The following is a 16,048-nucleotide window of genomic DNA, read 5'->3' on the forward strand; positions in this document are numbered from 1 at the left end:
ACAGGCCGTCGGATCCTCTCCGACGCGGGAGGAGTGGCGGACGTGACGATGCAGCAGGCCGCCATGCGCACCTTGATGCGGGCCGAGAACAACAACATCTCGATGGACCGCAGCGTCTTCACCCGCGAGAACTTCCGACGGATCGGTCAGTTCGCGCGACCGCACACCCGGCTGATCGTCCTGTTCCTGATTCTGTCCGTGTTCGGGGCCTCCCTCGCCGTGGTGACCCCGCTGCTCGCCGGCCGGGTGGTCACGGCGATCGTGGACGGCGCCGCGGTGCGGGTCGTCTTCCTCCTCGCCGCCGCCATCGCGATGATCGGCATCGTCGAGGCGATCAACAATGTCGTCACCAGGTTCTGGTCGGCGCGTATCGGCGAAGGCCTGATCCTCGACCTGCGCCGTTCGGTGTTCGACCACGTCCAGACCATGCCGGTCGCGTTCTTCATGCGGACCCGGACCGGCGCGCTGGTGAGTCGGCTCAACAACGACGTGATGGGAGCCCAGCGGGCCTTCTCGGACACCCTCTCCGGGGTCGTGTCCAACCTCGTCCAGCTGATCCTCACCCTAGTCGTGATGGCCGGGATCAACTGGCAGCTGACCCTCATGTCGGTACTGCTGCTCCCGGTGTTCCTCTTCCCCGCCCGCTACGTGGGCAGGCGCCTGGCCAGGCTCCGTCGCGAGGCCTCCGACCTCAACGCGTCGATGAACGACCAGATGACCGAGCGCTTCAACGCCGGCGGCGCGACCCTCGTCAAGTTGTTCGGCCGCCCCGACGCCGAGTCCGCGGAGTTCGCCTCCCGTGCGGGTCGGGTGCGGGGGATCGGTGTCCGCACCGCGCTCCTCATGAGCGTGTTCATGAACTCGCTGACCCTGGTCTCCACCCTGGCTCTCGCGTTGGTCTACGGCGTCGGCGGCTGGTTCGCGCTCACCGGTGGGATGGACGCCGGCTCCGTCGTGGCCCTCGCCCTCCTGCTGACCCGCCTGTACGGCCCGCTGACCTCGCTCGCCAACGCGCCGATGGACGTGGTGACCGCCATCGTCAGCTTCGAGCGGGTCTTCGAGGTCCTGGACCTGGACCCGCTGCTCAAGGACGCCCCCGACGCGGTCGACGTGCCCGAGGGCCCCGCCGCCATCGAGTTCGACGACGTCCGGTTCTCCTACCCCTCGGCCGACAAGGTCTCCCTGGCCTCGCTGGAGGAGGTCGCCGTGCTCGACACCCGCGGCGGGCAGGAGGTCCTGCACGGGGTCAGCTTCCGCGCCGAGCCGGGACAGATGATCGCGCTGGTCGGGTCGTCAGGTGCAGGCAAGTCGACCATCGCGTCGCTGCTCCCGCGGCTCTACGACGTGGACTCGGGGGCGGTGCGGGTGGCGGGCCTCGACGTGCGCGAGGTCACCTCGTCGTCGTTGCGCAGGACGGTGGGCATGGTCACCCAGGACGGCCACCTCTTCCACGACACGATCCGGGCCAATCTCACCTTCGCCCGCCCGGAGGTGACCGACGACCTCGTGTGGCACGCCCTGCGCCGGGCGCGGCTCGAGGACCTGGTCCGGTCGTTGCCCGACGGGCTGGACACCGTCATCGGCGACCGCGGGTACCGCCTCTCCGGCGGCGAGAGGCAGCGCCTGACCATCGCGAGACTGCTCATCGCGGAGCCCTCCGTGGTGGTGCTGGACGAGGCCACCAGCGCACTGGACTCCACCAACGAGTCCGCGGTCCAGGAGGCCCTCACCGAGGCGATGTCCCACCGGACGTCCCTGGTGATCGCCCACCGGTTGTCCACCGTCCGCGCCGCCGACCGCATCCTCGTGCTGGAGGGCGGCAGCGTGGTGGAGTCGGGCACCCACACCGAGCTGTTGGCCGCGGGCGGGCGCTACAGCGAGCTGTACGAGACCCAGTTCGCGGACCAGGAGTAGCAGCCGCGCCGGCGGGGCCGGTCGGGAGTACTCCCACCGGTCGACAGCACCGTCGACAGCACCCCTGTCAGTAGCGTCCCTCGGCGATCGCGTCGTGGACCCGGTCTGTCTCGGCGTCGGTCCGGCGCGGGGGGTCCAGGATCCGGGCCCACATCTGCGCGGCGTCCGGCCCGAAGGTGTGACCGTGGCCGGCCGGGACGTCCGCGGAGAACACCATGTCCAGGGTGACCTGCCAGAACGTCACGAAGGGGGTCCACCGCACCCCCGGGTCGAGATCGGGGCCCAGCGGTTCTCGCAGCCAGTCCGGGCGCTGCAGCAGGAGGTCGGGCGACCACCAGGTGATGGGATCGGACGCGTGCTGCCAGTAGACGATCCGCGGAGAGGACCAGGGTGTGCCGTCGAGATCCAGGTCCGGTCCGCCCGCGGCGAAGCGCACGTGTTCACCGCCGTCGATCACCGGTAGCCGCTCCGGTGAACCGGCATCGCGGCGGTCGGTGAGGTAGGACCACTGCGGAGAGAAGTTGGGCGTGCCCACCCACAGGGCGCCGTCGGTCCGGGCCACCATGTCCTGGGCACCACCGAAGGCGGTCTGGCCCCCGAAGGAGCCGAGGCTCTCCCCGAAGGCGACGAGCGCGGGGCGACGAGCCTCGGGCACCTCCGCGACGGCCCGCTCCACCGCCTCGAACAAGGCGCGTCCCGCTCGCTGTGGCGACTCGCGATCGGCCACGAACGCCAGAGGACTGGGCAGGAAAGAGTACTGCATGGCCGCGATCGCGGAGTCCCCACCGGTGGTGTACTCGAGGGCCCCGGCGACGCGGGGGTTGACCCATCCGCGCCCGGTGGTGGTGGCGACGGCCAGCACGGATCTGTCGAATGCTCCCGTGCGGTGGAGCTCGTCCACCACGAGGTCGGCGGCCTCCTCGACGGTGCCGGCCGCGTCATGCCCGGCGTAGACGCGGATCGGGGTGCGCGCCGCCCGCCCCGTCACCTCCTCGATCTCACCCGCGGTGGGGCCGCCCGCGACGAAGGTCCGGCCCTCCCTGCCCAGGCTCTCCCACGCCTGCGCGGAGACCGGCGACCCCGACCTCTCGGCGGCGCGGGGTTGTCGCACTCCGTCGGCGGTGCCGTGGTCCGCGGCGGAGGCCGTCCTGTCGGCCAGGCCGATCACCCCGCGGTAGACGAACCCGTTGATCGACAGCACCGCGATGAGGAGCACGAGACCCAGTGCCACCATGCGGGCGACGGGGGCCGGGACATGGGGTGCGGCGATCCGGGTCAGCGCCGCCGTGCCGCGCCGGATCGACCTGGCCGCCGCGAGGATGACCGTCGCGACCAGTAGTGACAGGACCAGGACGAGCAGGTAGTTGGCGCGGTCGATGCGTTCGATGCCGGCCAGGTCCCGGGTGATCTGCTGCCACCAGGACCCCAGGACCAGGAACGTCGGGACGGTCACCGCGGCCACGACGGCCAGGGACCACCAGCCGATCCTGCGCAGGCGGGCGGGATGGTCCGGGGAGATGCCGCAGGAGCGGACCGCCCATGCGATCAGGCAACCCAGACCGTACCCGGTCGCGAGGCTGATCCCGGTCGCCACGGCCTGGAGGGGCCACACCCGCGGCAGCAGGGAGGGCGTCATGGACCACACGAAGAACAGCAGCGCCACGGCCAGTCCGACCGGATGCAGGGAACGGGTGAAGCCGCGGATCGTCTCCGTCGACGGTGTCGTGGTCAAGACCGGTCCAGGGGTGAGAAGACCGTGGCGGAGCGCCAGGCGCGTGAGCGGAGTCTATCCCGCCCACGCGCCCTGGCGGCTCAGCTCTCGAGGTGGAGCCCCAGTTCGCGCGCCGCGAGCGCGGCGTACTTGGAGGTCTGCTCGAAAGCCGACTCCAGGGGGTTCGCGTCGGTGACGTCGGCGATCTCGTTCCACCGCTCGGCCACGACCTCGGGGGTGCGGGCGTTGTCCGGGAGGTAGATCCCGCGGCTCTCGACCATCTGGGAGACGGCGAACACGCCGGCGCCGGCACCGAGGATGGTCTTGGTGGGGGCCTCCTCGCTGACCATGAACAGGGCGCCGGGAGCGATGGTCTCCGGGCCCATGATGTCCAGCACGCGCTGTGGGAGCAGGTCCTCGGTCATGCGGGTGGCGGCCGTGGGGGCGATCGAGTTGACCCTGATGTTCTTCTTGGCGCCCTCGATGGCCAGCACGTTCATCAGGCCGACCAGGCCGGACTTGGCGGCGGCGTAGTTGGACTGGCCGAAGTTGCCGTAGATGCCCGAGGACGAGGTGGTCATGAGGATGCGGCCGTATCCGGCCTCGACCATGTGGGGCCAGACGGCCTTGGTGCAGTTGACCGATCCCATGAGGTGGACCTCGAGGACCTTGCGGAAGTCGTCGGTGTCCATCTTGCCGAACGACTTGTCGCGCAGGATGCCGGCGTTGTTCATGAGGATGTCGATGCGTCCCCACTTGTCGATGACCGAGGAGACCAGGGCGTCGACCGCGGCCTCGTCGGTGATGTCGTTGCCGTCGACCATGGCCTCGCCGCCGGTGGCGACGATCTCGTCGACGACGCGCTGGGCCGGGGAGGAGGTGCCGCCCTCGCCGTGGACGTCGCCACCGAGGTCGTTGACGACGACCTTAGCACCGCGCTCGGCCAGGGCGAGCGCGTAGGCGCGGCCGAGGCCGCCTCCGGCGCCGGTGATGATCGCGACGCGGTCGGTGAAATCGATGGGATTGACCATGGGTGACTCCTGGTGTTGAGAGGGGGTCGGTTCAGTTGGTGGGTGGCTGTGCTGCGACGAGGCCCTGCTGCGACGAGGCCCTGCTGCGAGAGGACGCTGCCGGCTCGGGGCTCTGCTCGGACACGGCCCCGCGGCGGGGGACGCGGTGGTCCGGATCGCCCCGCGTCGGCGCCGGTCAGCCCAGCTCGCCGCGGACGTACGACTCGTAGGCCGGGAGATCGAGGAAACCGTGACCGGACAGGCCGATCACGATGGACGGACCCGTGCCCGCCTCCCCGGTGTGCCTGCGGGCCTCGGCGAACGCGCCCGCGAGGGCGTGGGTGGACTCGGGCGCGGGCACGATGCCCTCGGCCTTGGCGAACTCGACACCGGCGGCAAAGGCGACGTTCTGCTCCACCGCGATCGAGTCGAGCAGTCCGAGGTGCTTGACGTGACTGACCAGGGGCGCCATCCCGTGGTACCGGAGACCGCCCGAGTGGATGGGGTCCGGGACGAACTCCTGGCCCAGCGTGTACATCTTCATGAGCGGGGTCAGACCCGCCACGTCACCGTGGTCGTAGCGGAACTCGCCCTCGGTCATGGACGGGCAGGCGGTCGGCTCGACGGCGACGATCCTCGTCTGCGCACCGGTCAGGTTCTCGCGGATGAACGGGAACGCCAGTCCAGCGAGGTTGGAGCCGCCCCCGGCGCATCCGAAGACGAAGTCGGGCGCGGTCTCCCCGAACATCTCGAGCTGCTTGAGGGCCTCCTCGCCGATGATCGTCTGGTGCAGGCACACGTGGTTGAGGACGGACCCCAGGGAGTAGCGGGCCTCGGGGTCGCCCGCGGCCACCTCGACCGCCTCCGACACGGCCATGCCGAGCGACCCCGGGGTGTCGGGGTCCTTGGCGAGGAAGGACCGGCCCGCCTCGGTCAGGTCGGAGGGACTCGGGTGCACGGACGCGCCGAAGGTCTCCATGAGCATCCGGCGGTAGGGCTTGGACTCGAAGGAGGCCTTGACCTGCCAGACCTCGACCTCGATGCCGAAGGCCTGACCGGCGAACGCCAGCGACGCGCCCCACTGCCCGGCGCCGGTCTCGGTGGTGAGCTTGGTGATGCCCTCCGCGGCGTTGTAATACGCCTGGGCCACGGCCGTGTTGGGCTTGTGCGAGCCGACCGGGCTGGTGCCCTCGTACTTGTAGTAGATCCTCGCCGAGGTGCCGAGAGCCTTCTCCAGTCGGCGGGCCCGGATGAGGGGCGAGGGCCGCCACAGCCGGTAGATCTCCCGCACCTCCTCCGGGATCTCGACGTACCGCTCTCCGGTGACCTCCTGCTCGATGAGCGCCATCGGGAACAGCGGCGCCAGGTCCTCCGGTCCGAGCGGCTCCTTCGTCCCCGGGTGCAGGTGCGGCGCCATCTGCTCGGGCAGGTCGGCCTGGATGTTGTACCAGTGGGTCGGCATCTCGCTCTCGGGGAGCAGTGCCTTGACCAGAGGGGCCGTGACCAGCGAGCCGGATGCGGGGTCAGACGTCATGTGGGGTCCTCGGAAGATGTGGGGAGGGGTGAGCCACACCTCATCTTAGGAGGTCGCGCCGCATGGGGAGGTGCGGGATCCGTTCATCCAGGTAGTCCGGGCCGCAGCGGAGGAACCCGAACTGCTCGTACCACCTCTCGAGGTGGGACTGGGCGCCTATCTCGACGGGCAGCTCGCCGCAGAGCTCGAGGCCGTGACGGATCAGAAGACCGGCGATCCCCCGCCCTCGCCACCCGGGTGCCGTGCACACCCGGCCGAGGTGCATGACCCCACCGTGGACCCCCGACCCGAACACGCGCAGGGTCGCCACCAACTCGTCCGGACCGGGGTCGGTGGCCGGAGCCCAGGCCAACAGGTGCGTGGTGCCGGGGTCGGCGTCGACCTCGTCGATCTCCGCGTACGGGCAGTCCTGCTCCGCGACGAAGACGTCCACGCGCAGCTTGTACAGCGCGTGGACGTCCAGCGGACCCAGCCCGGCCAACGGAGAGGCGACGACTCTCCAGGGAGAGTCGTGCTCACTCATCGTCTGCAGGTCAGGGCTTGTCGGCCGGGGTATCCCCGGCCGGATCGTCGTCCGAGGGCTGCGGCGCGGAGCCGGCCGCCGCGCCCGGCGTGGCGCTGCCGGCTGCGGGAGAGGTGCCGTTCGACTGGTCCGCGGGCCCCTCGGGATCGGGGGAGTCGATGGTGAGGTCCTCACCGGTCTCGGACTCACCGGCGGTGGTGGAACCGGAGGTGGTGTCGGCGGGCGGCGCCGACGGGGAGCCGGAGGGCGACGCGCCCGCGGGCTCGGTGGAGGCCGTCGTCCTCGGAGTGGTCACGGGCGCGGCACCGGAACGCTCCTGGTCGCGCAGGAAGTACGCGGCGGCACCCGCGACGGCCGCGCCGCCCGCGAGCCCGACGATCCACAAGGGGGCCAGGCGGCGCCGGGTCTTGGGCTTCTCCTGGGGGGCCGTGAGAACGGACGACTGCTCCCGGAGGGCCTCGGCGTGCTGCTTGGCGTCCGCGGCCAGGTTGCCCAGGATCTCCGCCTGTTCCGCGCGGCGGTCACGCAGCACCTGGATACCGCGGCTCGCGCCGAAGAGGGCCAGGCCCGCGGGCCCACGGGTGGCGGCCACGGCGGCCTCGCCGAGGAAGCGGGGGTCCTTGAGGTCGAACGCCTTCCGGGCCGCGGTGCCGGCCTTCTCCAGGTCCTTCTCGGCGGACTTGATGGCCTTGCGCTCGGCGGCGCGATCGCTTCGTGTGCTCATGGGTAGATGGTGGCACAGCCCTCGGACAGCGACCACCACCTCGCCGACATCCACCGGGACCGCGTGGCAGGATGGTCGTCGTGAGCATCGCAACGCAGAAGGCAACCATCCACACGAACAAGGGCGACATCGTCGTCGATCTGTTCGGCAACCACGCCCCGGAGACGGTCGCGAACTTCGTCGGCCTGGCCGACGGGTCGAAGGACTACTCCCAGGCCAACGCCAAGGGCGAGAAGTCCGGCCCGTTCTACGACGGTTCGATCTTCCACCGCGTCATCTCCGGGTTCATGATCCAGGGCGGCGACCCCACGGGAACCGGCCGCGGCGGCCCGGGCTACCAGTTCAAGGACGAGTTCCACCCGGAGCTCCAGTTCACCGAGCCGTACCTGCTGGCCATGGCCAACGCAGGCCCGGGGACCAACGGTTCGCAGTTCTTCGTCACCGTGGGCCCCACGCCGCACCTGAACAACCGGCACACCATCTTCGGGAAGGTCGCGGACGCCGACTCGCAGAAGGTCATCGACGCCATCGCCACCACCAAGACCGGGGCGATGGACCGCCCGGTCGAGGACATCGTGATCGAGTCCATCGAGATCTCCTGACTCCTGACCCCCGGGGTCGTGGCGACACGGCCCGGCCAGCGGCGCGGGCACCGGAACACCGGTCCCGCGCCGTAGGTCTATCCGCGAGGTCTATCCACGACGATCCAGGAACGGTGACAGCACTCCAGCTCATGACCACCCAGACGCACAGCGGCGGCGCCGTCTCCCGCTTCTTCCGACGCCAGCCTGTGACCGCGTGGCTCATCACCGCCAGTCTCGCGGTCTACGCCGCCACGGTCGCCCAGTCGCGGAGCATGCTGAGCAACCACACCTCGGCGCTGTTCGAGGCCACGGCGCTCTATCCGCCGCTGGTCGCGGCGCGGGACGAGTGGTGGCGCCTGATGACCTCGGCCTTCCAGCACTTCGGGCCGATGCATCTCCTTCTCAACATGTACATGCTGTGGATCCTCGGTCTGGGCATCGAGCGCAGCATCGGACACGCCCGTTTCTTCGCGCTGTACCTGGTCTCGGCCTTCGGCGGTTCCGTCGCCGTGATGTTCTACGGCCAGAACGCGCTCACGGCGGGGGCGTCCGGCGCCATCTTCGGCCTCATGGGTGCGTACGCGATCGTCGCGATGTCGATGCGCCTGGACGTCAAGGGGATCGGGATACTGCTGGTGCTGAACATCGGCGTCAGCTTCCTCGTCCCCGGCATCTCCCTCGCCGCTCACCTGGGCGGCCTGGTGGTGGGCGCGCTCGGAGCGCTCGTCCTGGTGGTCCTGCCCCGTCGACTGCCGGGACGGGTGGGTCGGGGCGGGCGGGAGACCGTGTCGTGGCTCGCCTACCTGGCACTGGTGGCGCTCGTCGCGGTGGCCGCCTGGTACGCGGCCGACACCATGCAGTTGGGCTACGTCCTCAGGCGCTAGTTTCGCCCGGCCCGCCGGTATGCGGCCCGGCGGAGCCCGGCCCGGCGGAGCCCGGCCCGGCGGACCCCGGCGCCCGGGTCCCCCCGAATCCCAGGCCCACCAGTCTCTCCATCACCTCACGCGGATCGGTCCCCAGGTCTCCCCGGGTGAACACGTCGAGCTGCTCCCGCCCCCGGTCGTCCACGTACTCCAGTCGCATGAGGTGCTGGCGTGCGCCCCATCTCGCGACCCCGAGCGCGCGCGCCTCGACGACCTGCGCCGGCGGTACGAACACCACGCCACCGAGTTTCTTGATCGCGAGCTGCCCGTCCACCACCTCGATCCGGGGACGCCGCATCAACTGCATCACCCCCGCGGGGACCACGAGCAGCGCCAGCAGCCCGGTGAGGATGAGCCCCAGGGGATCCCGGTTGGTCAGTCCCACCACCACCGCACCGACACCGAGGGCGATCTGCGCGGCTGGCCACAGGGTCCCCGGGCCCCACGACGCGGCCCGGTGTCCCTCGGTCGACGCTGCTGTCTCACTCATTCCGCCATCCTCCCTTATCCACAGGCGCAATCCACAGTGTGGATGAATCACACTGGTGGAGTTCGATCGGCGTTCGAGAGGGCAGCACCCCGACCTGCGGCGTCGTCCTCGTCGTCGTCATAGAGGGTTTGTCCCCAGTGTGGAGGGAGTTGTCCACAGCCTGTGTGCGCGGGCGCGGGCGTCGCTAACGCCGGTCACTTCGCCGAATACACCACCTTGACCTGCATGGATGTCAATTCGATGAGAAAATGCAGGTCACCCCCCGCGACGTGCGGGGGGTGACCTGTGAATTAAGCTGTGGAATGCGCGGAACGGCGTTCCGGTAGAACGGGTGTCAGCGCCAGTTCATGGTCATGAGCAGCCCGACCACGGCCAGCCCGAACCCGATGGCGAAGTTCTGCCAGGTCTCGAGTGCCTGCATGAACGGGATCCGCTCACCGGCGATGTAGTAGGTCACCAGCCACGCCAGCCCCAGGATCATGAGACCGAACATCACGATCAGGTACCACTGCGCGGTGGGCGTCCCCTTGACCTTGACGGGGGTGCGGCTGACGGCCGCGTCGGTGTACTCGGTCTTCGACCGGACCTTTGACTTGGGCATGACGTCCTCGCACTGGTGGGGCTGATCCAGGCCACTCTACCAAGCCCCGCCGGGGACGTTCATCTCAACGACAGCAGTACGCTGCATCTATGCGCATCCTCGTCGTCGACAACTACGACAGCTTCGTCTACAACCTGGTCCAGTACCTGGGGCAGCTCGGCGCGACGTGTGAGGTGTGGCGGAACGACGACGAGAGACTCGCCGGCCCGGACGGTGGCTACGACCCGGCGTCGCTGGCGGGCGTGGTCGCCGAGTTCGACGGCGTCCTGCTCAGCCCGGGCCCGGGGACGCCGGACCGGGCGGGGGCGACGATCCCGCTGATCGGGGTCTGTGGGCGTGCGGGTGTCCCGGTGCTGGGCGTGTGCCTGGGACACCAGGCGATCGGCGAGGCCTTCGGCGCCACGGTCGACCGGGCCGCTGAACTCATGCACGGCAAGACGAGCCGGGTCACCCACGACGACTCGGGCGTCCTCGCCGGGATCCCCACCCCGTTCACGGCGACCCGCTACCACTCGCTCACGGTGCTGCCGGAGACCGTCCCGGAGGAGCTCGTGCCCACCGCGTGGACCGGGTCCGGTTTGATCATGGCGATGCGGCACCGCGAACTGCCCGTCCACGGGGTCCAGTTCCACCCCGAGTCGGTGATGAGCGACGGCGGCCACCGCATGCTGGCCAACTGGCTGGGCATGTGCGGCGAGCAGCCCGCGGAGACCCTGGTGGCGGGTCTGGAGCAGGAACTCGACCGGGCCCGCGGCGCAGCGCTCGCCTGACAGGCCGCACCGCCCCGCGGCCCGCGGCCCCGCGGCCCCACGCCCGGCGCCCGGCGGCCGGCGGCCCCGCGCCCGGCGGCCCGGTGGCCCGGCGCCCGGCGGACCGGGACGCGCATCGAGAAGAGCGTTCCGCGCAGATCTTTTCGGCCGATGCGTTCGGAACGGTCTTCTCGATGGGGGGCGGGGTCGCGATGAAGGGGCGGTGCGCGGGGCGGGGAGCGGGTTGCTCGTCGGGGCTCAGCCGGGGCCGGGCACGAGGCCGAAGCGGATCACGCGGACGACGACCTGGTCGTTGACCCCGGCCTCACCGACCGGCGGCTGCTGGGAGAAGATCTGGCCCACCCGGGTGAGGTCGGGATCGTTCTGCGGCAGCTCGACCAGCTGACCGCGGCCTCCCCGCCACCCGGCCCGCTCGAGCTCGCCCAGCGCCTCGGGCACGGTGTCGCCCACGAGATTCGGCATGAGGAACCGGTTCCCCGCGGAGACCTGCAGCGTGATCGTGGCGCCCTTGAGCTGGGTCTGCCCGGCCGGGGTGGACTGGTCCACCACCTCGCCCTCCGGCGCGGTGCCGTCGACCCTGCGGGTGTCCACGCGGAATCCGAGGCCCTCGAGGGTCGCCCGCGCCGAGTCGATGGACTGGCCCACCACCCCCGGCACCTGGAGCTGCTCGGGACCGGACCCCACCGTCAACCTGACGGGTCGATCGGACGGTACCTGGGCGCCCGGCGCGGGATCGGTGTCCACGACCTTGTCCTGGTCCTCCGCGGTGGACGGGCGGGCCTCGTTCTCCGGGACCACCTGGAACCCGGCCTCCTCCAGGGCCACCCGGGCGTCCACCGGGGACATCCCCATGACGTTGGGCACGGAGAGGATGGGCTTACCCGTGGACACCACGAGGATGATCTCCGACCCGACGGGCAGGCGCTTGCCGGCGATCGGATCGGAGGCGACCACCAGGCCCTCGGGCACCCGAAGGTCCGGCTTCAGGTTCTCGACGGGCTGGAGCCCCAGGGCGGTGAGCTCGTCGATCACCTCCTGCACCGGCCGCTGTGCGACCTCGGGGACGGTGACCTCCTGGACCTGGACCACGCCGCCGTTCCGGTCGGACGCCGCCCAGATGGAGACCGCCGCCACGACACCCAGGACCAGCAGGACCGCGAGGGCGATCGTCACCGCGCGGGGGCGCCTGCCGTCCCGGCCGCGGTCGGCGGGGTCCGGTTCCCGCGAGGTACCGGCGGCCAGTCCGGGCAGCGCGTGCGCCTCGGTCGGGGCCTCGGACGGCGGGATCCGGTCGGCGCGGCCCGAGCCGAAGCCCGCCCCGGCGAAGCCGTGGGGTGCGTCGGGCCGTTGTCCGTCGTCGAGCTCGTCGTCGGAGAGCACGAGAGGGGCGGCCGGCCGGCCGCCGCTCAGGACGGCGAGCAGGTCGGTGCGCATGTCCCCGGCGGTGTCGTACCGGTTCTCGGGGTTCTTGGCCATCGCCTGCATGACCACGGCGTCGACGTACCGGCCGACCTCCGGATTGATCGCGGAGGGCGGCCGCGGGGACTCGCGGACGTGCTGGTACGCCACGGCGACGGGGGATTCCCCGGTGAACGGCGGGGCTCCGGCCACCATCTCGTACAGGACGCAGCCGGCCGAGTACAGGTCCGATCGGGCGTCCACCGTCTCGCCCCGGGCCTGCTCAGGGCTGAGGTACTGGGCGGTGCCGAGCACGGACGAGGTGTTGGTGAGGGTCGAGCTGGCGTCGCTGACCGCGCGCGCGATGCCGAAGTCCATGACCTTGACGGCCCCGTCGCGCGAGATCATGATGTTCGCCGGTTTGACGTCGCGGTGGATGATCCCCTTCTTGTGGGAGAAGTCGAGGGCGCCGCAGACGTCGGCCATCACCCCGAGTGCGCGTTCCACCTCCAACGGACCATCCATCTTGACGATGTCGCGGATCGTGTCGCCCTCGACCAGTTCCATGACGATGTAGGGCAACGCGCCGTCGTCGGTGCGCTCCTCGCCCGTGTCGTAGATCGCCACGATGGAGGGGTGGTTGAGCGACGCCGAGTTCTGCGCCTCGCGGCGGAAGCGCTGGTAGAAGGTCTCGTCGCGGGCCAACTCGGGCCGCATGATCTTGACCGCCACGTCACGGCCGAGGACGGTGTCCCGCCCCCGGTGGACCTCGGACATGCCGCCGAATCCGAGGACCTCCCCGATCTCGTACCGTCCCGCCAGCAGGTGAGGTGTGGTCATCCGCCGTCACCTCCCCTGCCGTCGTTCGCGGCCGCGTTCGGGTTCGCGTTGCCACCCGCGTTGCCGCCCCCGTCGCCCTGGCCGCCCTGGCCCGGCGGGACGAAGGAGTTGAACTCGGATGTCAGCGAATCGAGCATGTCCTGCAGGTCGGGCGCGGGCGGGAGGACGGTCGGCGACGGCTCCGGCTGGGGCGGCGGAGTGGGCTCGGGGGCCGGGGCGGGGGCCGGCGCCTGGGTGGTCTGGGTCTGGGTCTGCGGCGCCGACGTCGTGGGGGGCGTCGACGGGGTGGTCCCGCCGAACAGCCCGCCGGGCCCGAAGAGCCCGGCGTTGGACAGCGCGACGGCGACCGCGACCGCGAGTGCCGCGAGCAGGATCACCCCGATGAGGAACCAGCCGGCGCACCCCGCCCCGCCGCGTCGACGACGCGGCCGGGTGGTGACCGGCGGGGCGGGGTGGCGGCGCGCGGGCGAGGATGCGGCAGTCTGCGCGGGCGCCCGCTCCGTCCGGTACTGCGGCCGGGCCCCGGTCTGGGCGGCCGGCCCGTGCTGGAGCCTCGTGTACGCCCTGGTGGGGTCCGGACCCGCGCCGCTCCCCGTCCGGGGGGTCTCGTCGGGCAGGACGGTGGTGGCGGCCGTGGCCGCGGCTCCCGCGGCTGCTCCGAGGACCCCACCGGCGGCGGCTCCGGCGACGAACGCCCCCGGCGGTCGGGGATCGCGCCCGGCACGCACGTCGGCCACCGCCTCGGCGAAGGCCTCGCCGTCCGGGTACCGGCGAGCCGGATCCTTGACCATGGCGTCGGCGAGGAGCCTGCGGACCGGCGTCGGCACCGAGTCGGGCAGCGGTGGCGGCGTCTCCCGGACGTGCATCATCGCCACGCTCACCGGCGAGTCGGCCACGAACGGCCTGCGCCCGGAGACGCACTCGTACCCCACCACGCCGAGCGAGTACACGTCACCGGCCGGGGTGGTCTCGTGCCCCATGGCCTGTTCGGGGGCGATGTACTGAGCGGTGCCCACGACCATCCCGGCCTGGGTGACCGCCGCGGACCCCATCGACTTGGCGATGCCGAAATCGGTGAGTTTGACCTGACCGGAGGGCGTGATGAGGATGTTGCCCGGCTTGACGTCCCGGTGCACCAACCCGATCGCGTGTGCGGCGTTGAGCGCGCGACCGGTCTGCTCCAGCATGTCGAGGGTGTGACGCAGCGGGAGCGATCCCTCGCGGGACAGGACGTCGGACAGCGGCTCGCCCACCACGAGCTCCATGACCAGGTAGGACAGTGGGCTCCCCGAGGCCGGGTCGTCGATCTGCCCGTAGTCGTAGACCGTCGCGATCCCCGGGTGCGAGATCCGTGCCGTCACCTTGGCCTCGGACCGGAACCGCTCCACGAACTCCTGGTCGGAGGAGAACTCGGCCTTGAGCACCTTGACCGCCACGTGCCGGTCCAGCACCGCGTCGGCGGCCTCCCAGACCTGGCCCATCCCGCCCGTGGCGATCAGACGCAACAGGCGGTACCGGCCGGACAGGAGCGCTCCGGAGTTGAGGCTCATCCGGCGCCCCCGAGGAGGGCACCGAGGACCTCGCGCCCGATGGGGGCGGCGTAGGTGGAGCCCACCGTGTCCCGGGTGACGCCCGGCCCGGATTCAATCGCCACGGCCACGGCCACGTCCTGCCCGGGCACGAACGCGATGTACCAGGTGTAGGGGACGGACTCCGCGGCGTCCACGCCGTGTTCCGCGGTGCCGGTCTTGGAGGCGATGGTCACCCCGGGCAGGCCGCCCCCGGCGTTGCGCTCGGCGCCCTCCATGAGCTCGGTGAGGGTGCCGGCCTGCTCGTCGGTGAGGGCGCGTCCGGCGTCCTCGGGGGTGAACCCCTGCACCACGGAGAGGTCCGGCGCCGTGAGTGAACGGATCAGCTGAGGCTGCATACGCACCCCGCCGTTGGACACGGTGGCGGCCACCATGGCGTTCTGCAGTGTGGTCATGCGGACATCGCTCTGGCCGATCGAACTCATGGCGAGTTGGGCGCTGTCCTCCATCTGGCCGAGCCCGGACGGCGCCGCGGGGATCCCGAGCTCGTCCGGCTCACTGCCGTCCACACCGAAGCGCTCCGCCATCTCGGTGAACGCGTCGGTACCGATCTCCTGGCTGAGCTCCACGAAGGGCACGTTGCAGGACAGCTCGAACGCGGTGCGGAGGGTGACGGTGCCGCCACCGCAGGTCTGGCCCGCGTAGTTCTGCAGGAACGTGGAGGTTCCGGGCAGCAGGGTGCGGTCCGCGCCGGACACCGGGGTCTCCGGTCCCATCCCGGACTCGAGTGCGGCGGCCGTGGTGATGACCTTCATGGTGGACCCGGGCGGCAGGGACTGCTGGGTGGCGTGGTTGAGCAGCGGCCGGTCGGGGCTCTGTTCGATCCGCCCCATCTCCTGCGTGCGGACGGTCTGCTCCTGGCTGGACAGGGCGTTCGGATCGAAGGACGGGCTGGAGGCCAGCGCCAGCACCTCCCCGGTGGAGGGTCGGACCGCCGCCACGGAGCCCACGAAGGGCCCCTGACCCGCGCCCCGCTGCAGCGCCGCGTAGGCGACCTCCTGGGCGGCGGGGTCGAGGGTCAGCTCCACCGAACCGCCCTGGGGGGTGCGACCGGAGATGAGCCCGGAGATGCGTTGGGAGAGCAGCCGCGGGTCGGACCCGTTGAGGAACGCGTCCTGGGACTGTTCGATCCCCGAGGTCGCGAACTGCAGGGAGTAGTACCCGACCGTCGGGCCGAACGCGGTCGGGCCGGTGGGATAGGTGCGCTCGAACTCGTACCTGCCCTCCGAGGGGACCGACATGGCCAGCACCCGGCCGCCGGCGGTGATCTGCCCGCGCTGGCGGGAGTACTCGTCGAGCAGCATCCGGGTGTTGCGGGGGTCGGCACGCAGGTCGTCGGCGCGGAAGACCTGCACCCAGGTGAGCTGGAGGAGCAACGCCACGACCATGACGATGGCGGCGATCGCGATCCTGCGGATGGCGGCGTTCACGCGGCGC

General features: G+C 71.1%; 14 protein-coding genes. 4 read left to right on the plus strand and 10 right to left on the minus strand.

Annotated features, from left to right (window positions below; all coding sequences use genetic code 11):
- The first annotated feature begins 48 nt into the window (after positions 1-48).
- Positions 49-1,914 (plus strand): ABC transporter ATP-binding protein, encoded by a 1,866-nt coding sequence (locus tag ABIE38_RS07650; protein WP_502914751.1) that lies wholly within the window; start codon positions 49-51, stop codon positions 1,912-1,914.
- A 67-nt stretch (positions 1,915-1,981) separates the two neighbouring features.
- Here ABIE38_RS07650 and ABIE38_RS07655 read toward each other — a convergent pair whose 3' ends face one another.
- The 5 genes from ABIE38_RS07655 to ABIE38_RS07675 all read right to left on the minus strand — a co-directional run bounded on the left by ABIE38_RS07655 (position 1,982) and on the right by ABIE38_RS07675 (position 7,416).
- Positions 1,982-3,646 carry an alpha/beta hydrolase gene (locus ABIE38_RS07655; protein ID WP_354055054.1) on the minus strand — a complete coding sequence of 555 codons (1,665 nt, stop codon included), beginning with the start codon at positions 3,644-3,646 and terminating at the stop codon, positions 1,982-1,984.
- Positions 3,647-3,726: 80 nt separating this feature from the next.
- Entirely contained in the window at positions 3,727-4,656 is a 930-nt protein-coding gene (locus ABIE38_RS07660) for an SDR family oxidoreductase (RefSeq protein WP_354055056.1), read from the minus strand.
- Positions 4,657-4,831: 175 nt separating this feature from the next.
- A complete protein-coding gene (locus ABIE38_RS07665; RefSeq protein ID WP_354055057.1) occupies positions 4,832-6,169 on the minus strand; it encodes a TrpB-like pyridoxal phosphate-dependent enzyme in 1,338 nt (445 codons plus the stop codon).
- 40 nt (positions 6,170-6,209) lie between these two features.
- A complete protein-coding gene (locus ABIE38_RS07670; protein ID WP_354055059.1) occupies positions 6,210-6,692 on the minus strand; it encodes a GNAT family N-acetyltransferase in 483 nt (160 codons plus the stop codon).
- A gap of 10 nt (positions 6,693-6,702) precedes the next feature.
- Positions 6,703-7,416 carry a hypothetical protein gene (locus ABIE38_RS07675; protein ID WP_354055061.1) on the minus strand — a complete coding sequence of 238 codons (714 nt, stop codon included), beginning with the start codon at positions 7,414-7,416 and terminating at the stop codon, positions 6,703-6,705.
- 71 nt (positions 7,417-7,487) lie between these two features.
- Between ABIE38_RS07675 and ABIE38_RS07680 the strand changes: the two genes are divergently transcribed.
- The gene (locus ABIE38_RS07680; RefSeq protein WP_179524029.1) at positions 7,488-8,018 is read left to right on the plus strand and encodes a peptidylprolyl isomerase; all 531 of its coding nucleotides are present in this window, start codon (positions 7,488-7,490) and stop codon (positions 8,016-8,018) included.
- 113 nt (positions 8,019-8,131) lie between these two features.
- Entirely contained in the window at positions 8,132-8,884 is a 753-nt protein-coding gene (locus ABIE38_RS07685) for a rhomboid family intramembrane serine protease (RefSeq protein WP_354055063.1), read from the plus strand.
- Here ABIE38_RS07685 and ABIE38_RS07690 read toward each other — a convergent pair.
- Both ABIE38_RS07690 and crgA read right to left on the minus strand, forming a co-directional pair.
- Positions 8,874-9,413 carry a ParB/RepB/Spo0J family partition protein gene (locus ABIE38_RS07690; protein ID WP_354055065.1) on the minus strand — a complete coding sequence of 180 codons (540 nt, stop codon included), beginning with the start codon at positions 9,411-9,413 and terminating at the stop codon, positions 8,874-8,876. The two genes, ABIE38_RS07685 and ABIE38_RS07690, sit on opposite strands and share 11 nt — an antisense overlap.
- Before the next feature lie 334 nt (positions 9,414-9,747).
- Positions 9,748-10,014, minus strand: coding sequence for a cell division protein CrgA (gene crgA, locus ABIE38_RS07695; RefSeq protein ID WP_354055067.1), 267 nt, complete (start codon positions 10,012-10,014; stop codon positions 9,748-9,750).
- An 89-nt stretch (positions 10,015-10,103) separates the two neighbouring features.
- Between crgA and ABIE38_RS07700 the strand changes: the two genes are divergently transcribed.
- Positions 10,104-10,784 carry an aminodeoxychorismate/anthranilate synthase component II gene (locus ABIE38_RS07700; RefSeq protein ID WP_354055068.1) on the plus strand — a complete coding sequence of 227 codons (681 nt, stop codon included), beginning with the start codon at positions 10,104-10,106 and terminating at the stop codon, positions 10,782-10,784.
- 237 nt (positions 10,785-11,021) lie between these two features.
- Here the strand turns inward: ABIE38_RS07700 and pknB are convergent, their stop codons facing one another.
- The 3 genes from pknB to ABIE38_RS07715 are packed head-to-tail and all read right to left on the minus strand — an operon-like array spanning position 11,022 to position 16,041.
- Positions 11,022-13,022 carry a Stk1 family PASTA domain-containing Ser/Thr kinase gene (gene pknB / locus ABIE38_RS07705; RefSeq protein WP_354055070.1) on the minus strand — a complete coding sequence of 667 codons (2,001 nt, stop codon included), beginning with the start codon at positions 13,020-13,022 and terminating at the stop codon, positions 11,022-11,024.
- A complete protein-coding gene (locus ABIE38_RS07710; protein ID WP_354055072.1) occupies positions 13,019-14,572 on the minus strand; it encodes a serine/threonine-protein kinase in 1,554 nt (517 codons plus the stop codon). The genes pknB and ABIE38_RS07710 overlap by 4 nt, the downstream gene beginning before the upstream one ends.
- Positions 14,569-16,041, minus strand: a complete 1,473-nt coding sequence (locus ABIE38_RS07715) for a penicillin-binding transpeptidase domain-containing protein (RefSeq protein ID WP_354055074.1) — start codon at positions 16,039-16,041, stop codon at positions 14,569-14,571. The genes ABIE38_RS07710 and ABIE38_RS07715 overlap by 4 nt, the downstream gene beginning before the upstream one ends.
- Positions 16,042-16,048: the final 7 nt, after the last annotated feature.

It is taken from the genome of Dietzia sp. 2505 (genome assembly GCF_040546785.1).
Lineage (GTDB): Bacteria > Actinomycetota > Actinomycetes > Mycobacteriales > Mycobacteriaceae > Dietzia.

Coding starts and splice junctions, on each gene's coding strand:
- ABIE38_RS07650 (WP_502914751.1), top strand. CDS start 49: ATGCAGCAGGCCGCCATGCGCACCTTGATGCGGGCCGAGAACAACAAC.
- ABIE38_RS07660 (WP_354055056.1), bottom strand. CDS start 4,656: ATGGTCAATCCCATCGATTTCACCGACCGCGTCGCGATCATCACCGGC.
- ABIE38_RS07665 (WP_354055057.1), bottom strand. CDS start 6,169: ATGACGTCTGACCCCGCATCCGGCTCGCTGGTCACGGCCCCTCTGGTC.
- ABIE38_RS07670 (WP_354055059.1), bottom strand. CDS start 6,692: ATGAGTGAGCACGACTCTCCCTGGAGAGTCGTCGCCTCTCCGTTGGCC.
- ABIE38_RS07675 (WP_354055061.1), bottom strand. CDS start 7,416: ATGAGCACACGAAGCGATCGCGCCGCCGAGCGCAAGGCCATCAAGTCC.
- ABIE38_RS07680 (WP_179524029.1), top strand. CDS start 7,488: ATGGTCGTCGTGAGCATCGCAACGCAGAAGGCAACCATCCACACGAAC.
- ABIE38_RS07690 (WP_354055065.1), bottom strand. CDS start 9,413: ATGAGTGAGACAGCAGCGTCGACCGAGGGACACCGGGCCGCGTCGTGG.
- crgA (WP_354055067.1), bottom strand. CDS start 10,014: ATGCCCAAGTCAAAGGTCCGGTCGAAGACCGAGTACACCGACGCGGCC.
- ABIE38_RS07700 (WP_354055068.1), top strand. CDS start 10,104: ATGCGCATCCTCGTCGTCGACAACTACGACAGCTTCGTCTACAACCTG.
- pknB (WP_354055070.1), bottom strand. CDS start 13,022: ATGACCACACCTCACCTGCTGGCGGGACGGTACGAGATCGGGGAGGTC.
- ABIE38_RS07710 (WP_354055072.1), bottom strand. CDS start 14,572: ATGAGCCTCAACTCCGGAGCGCTCCTGTCCGGCCGGTACCGCCTGTTG.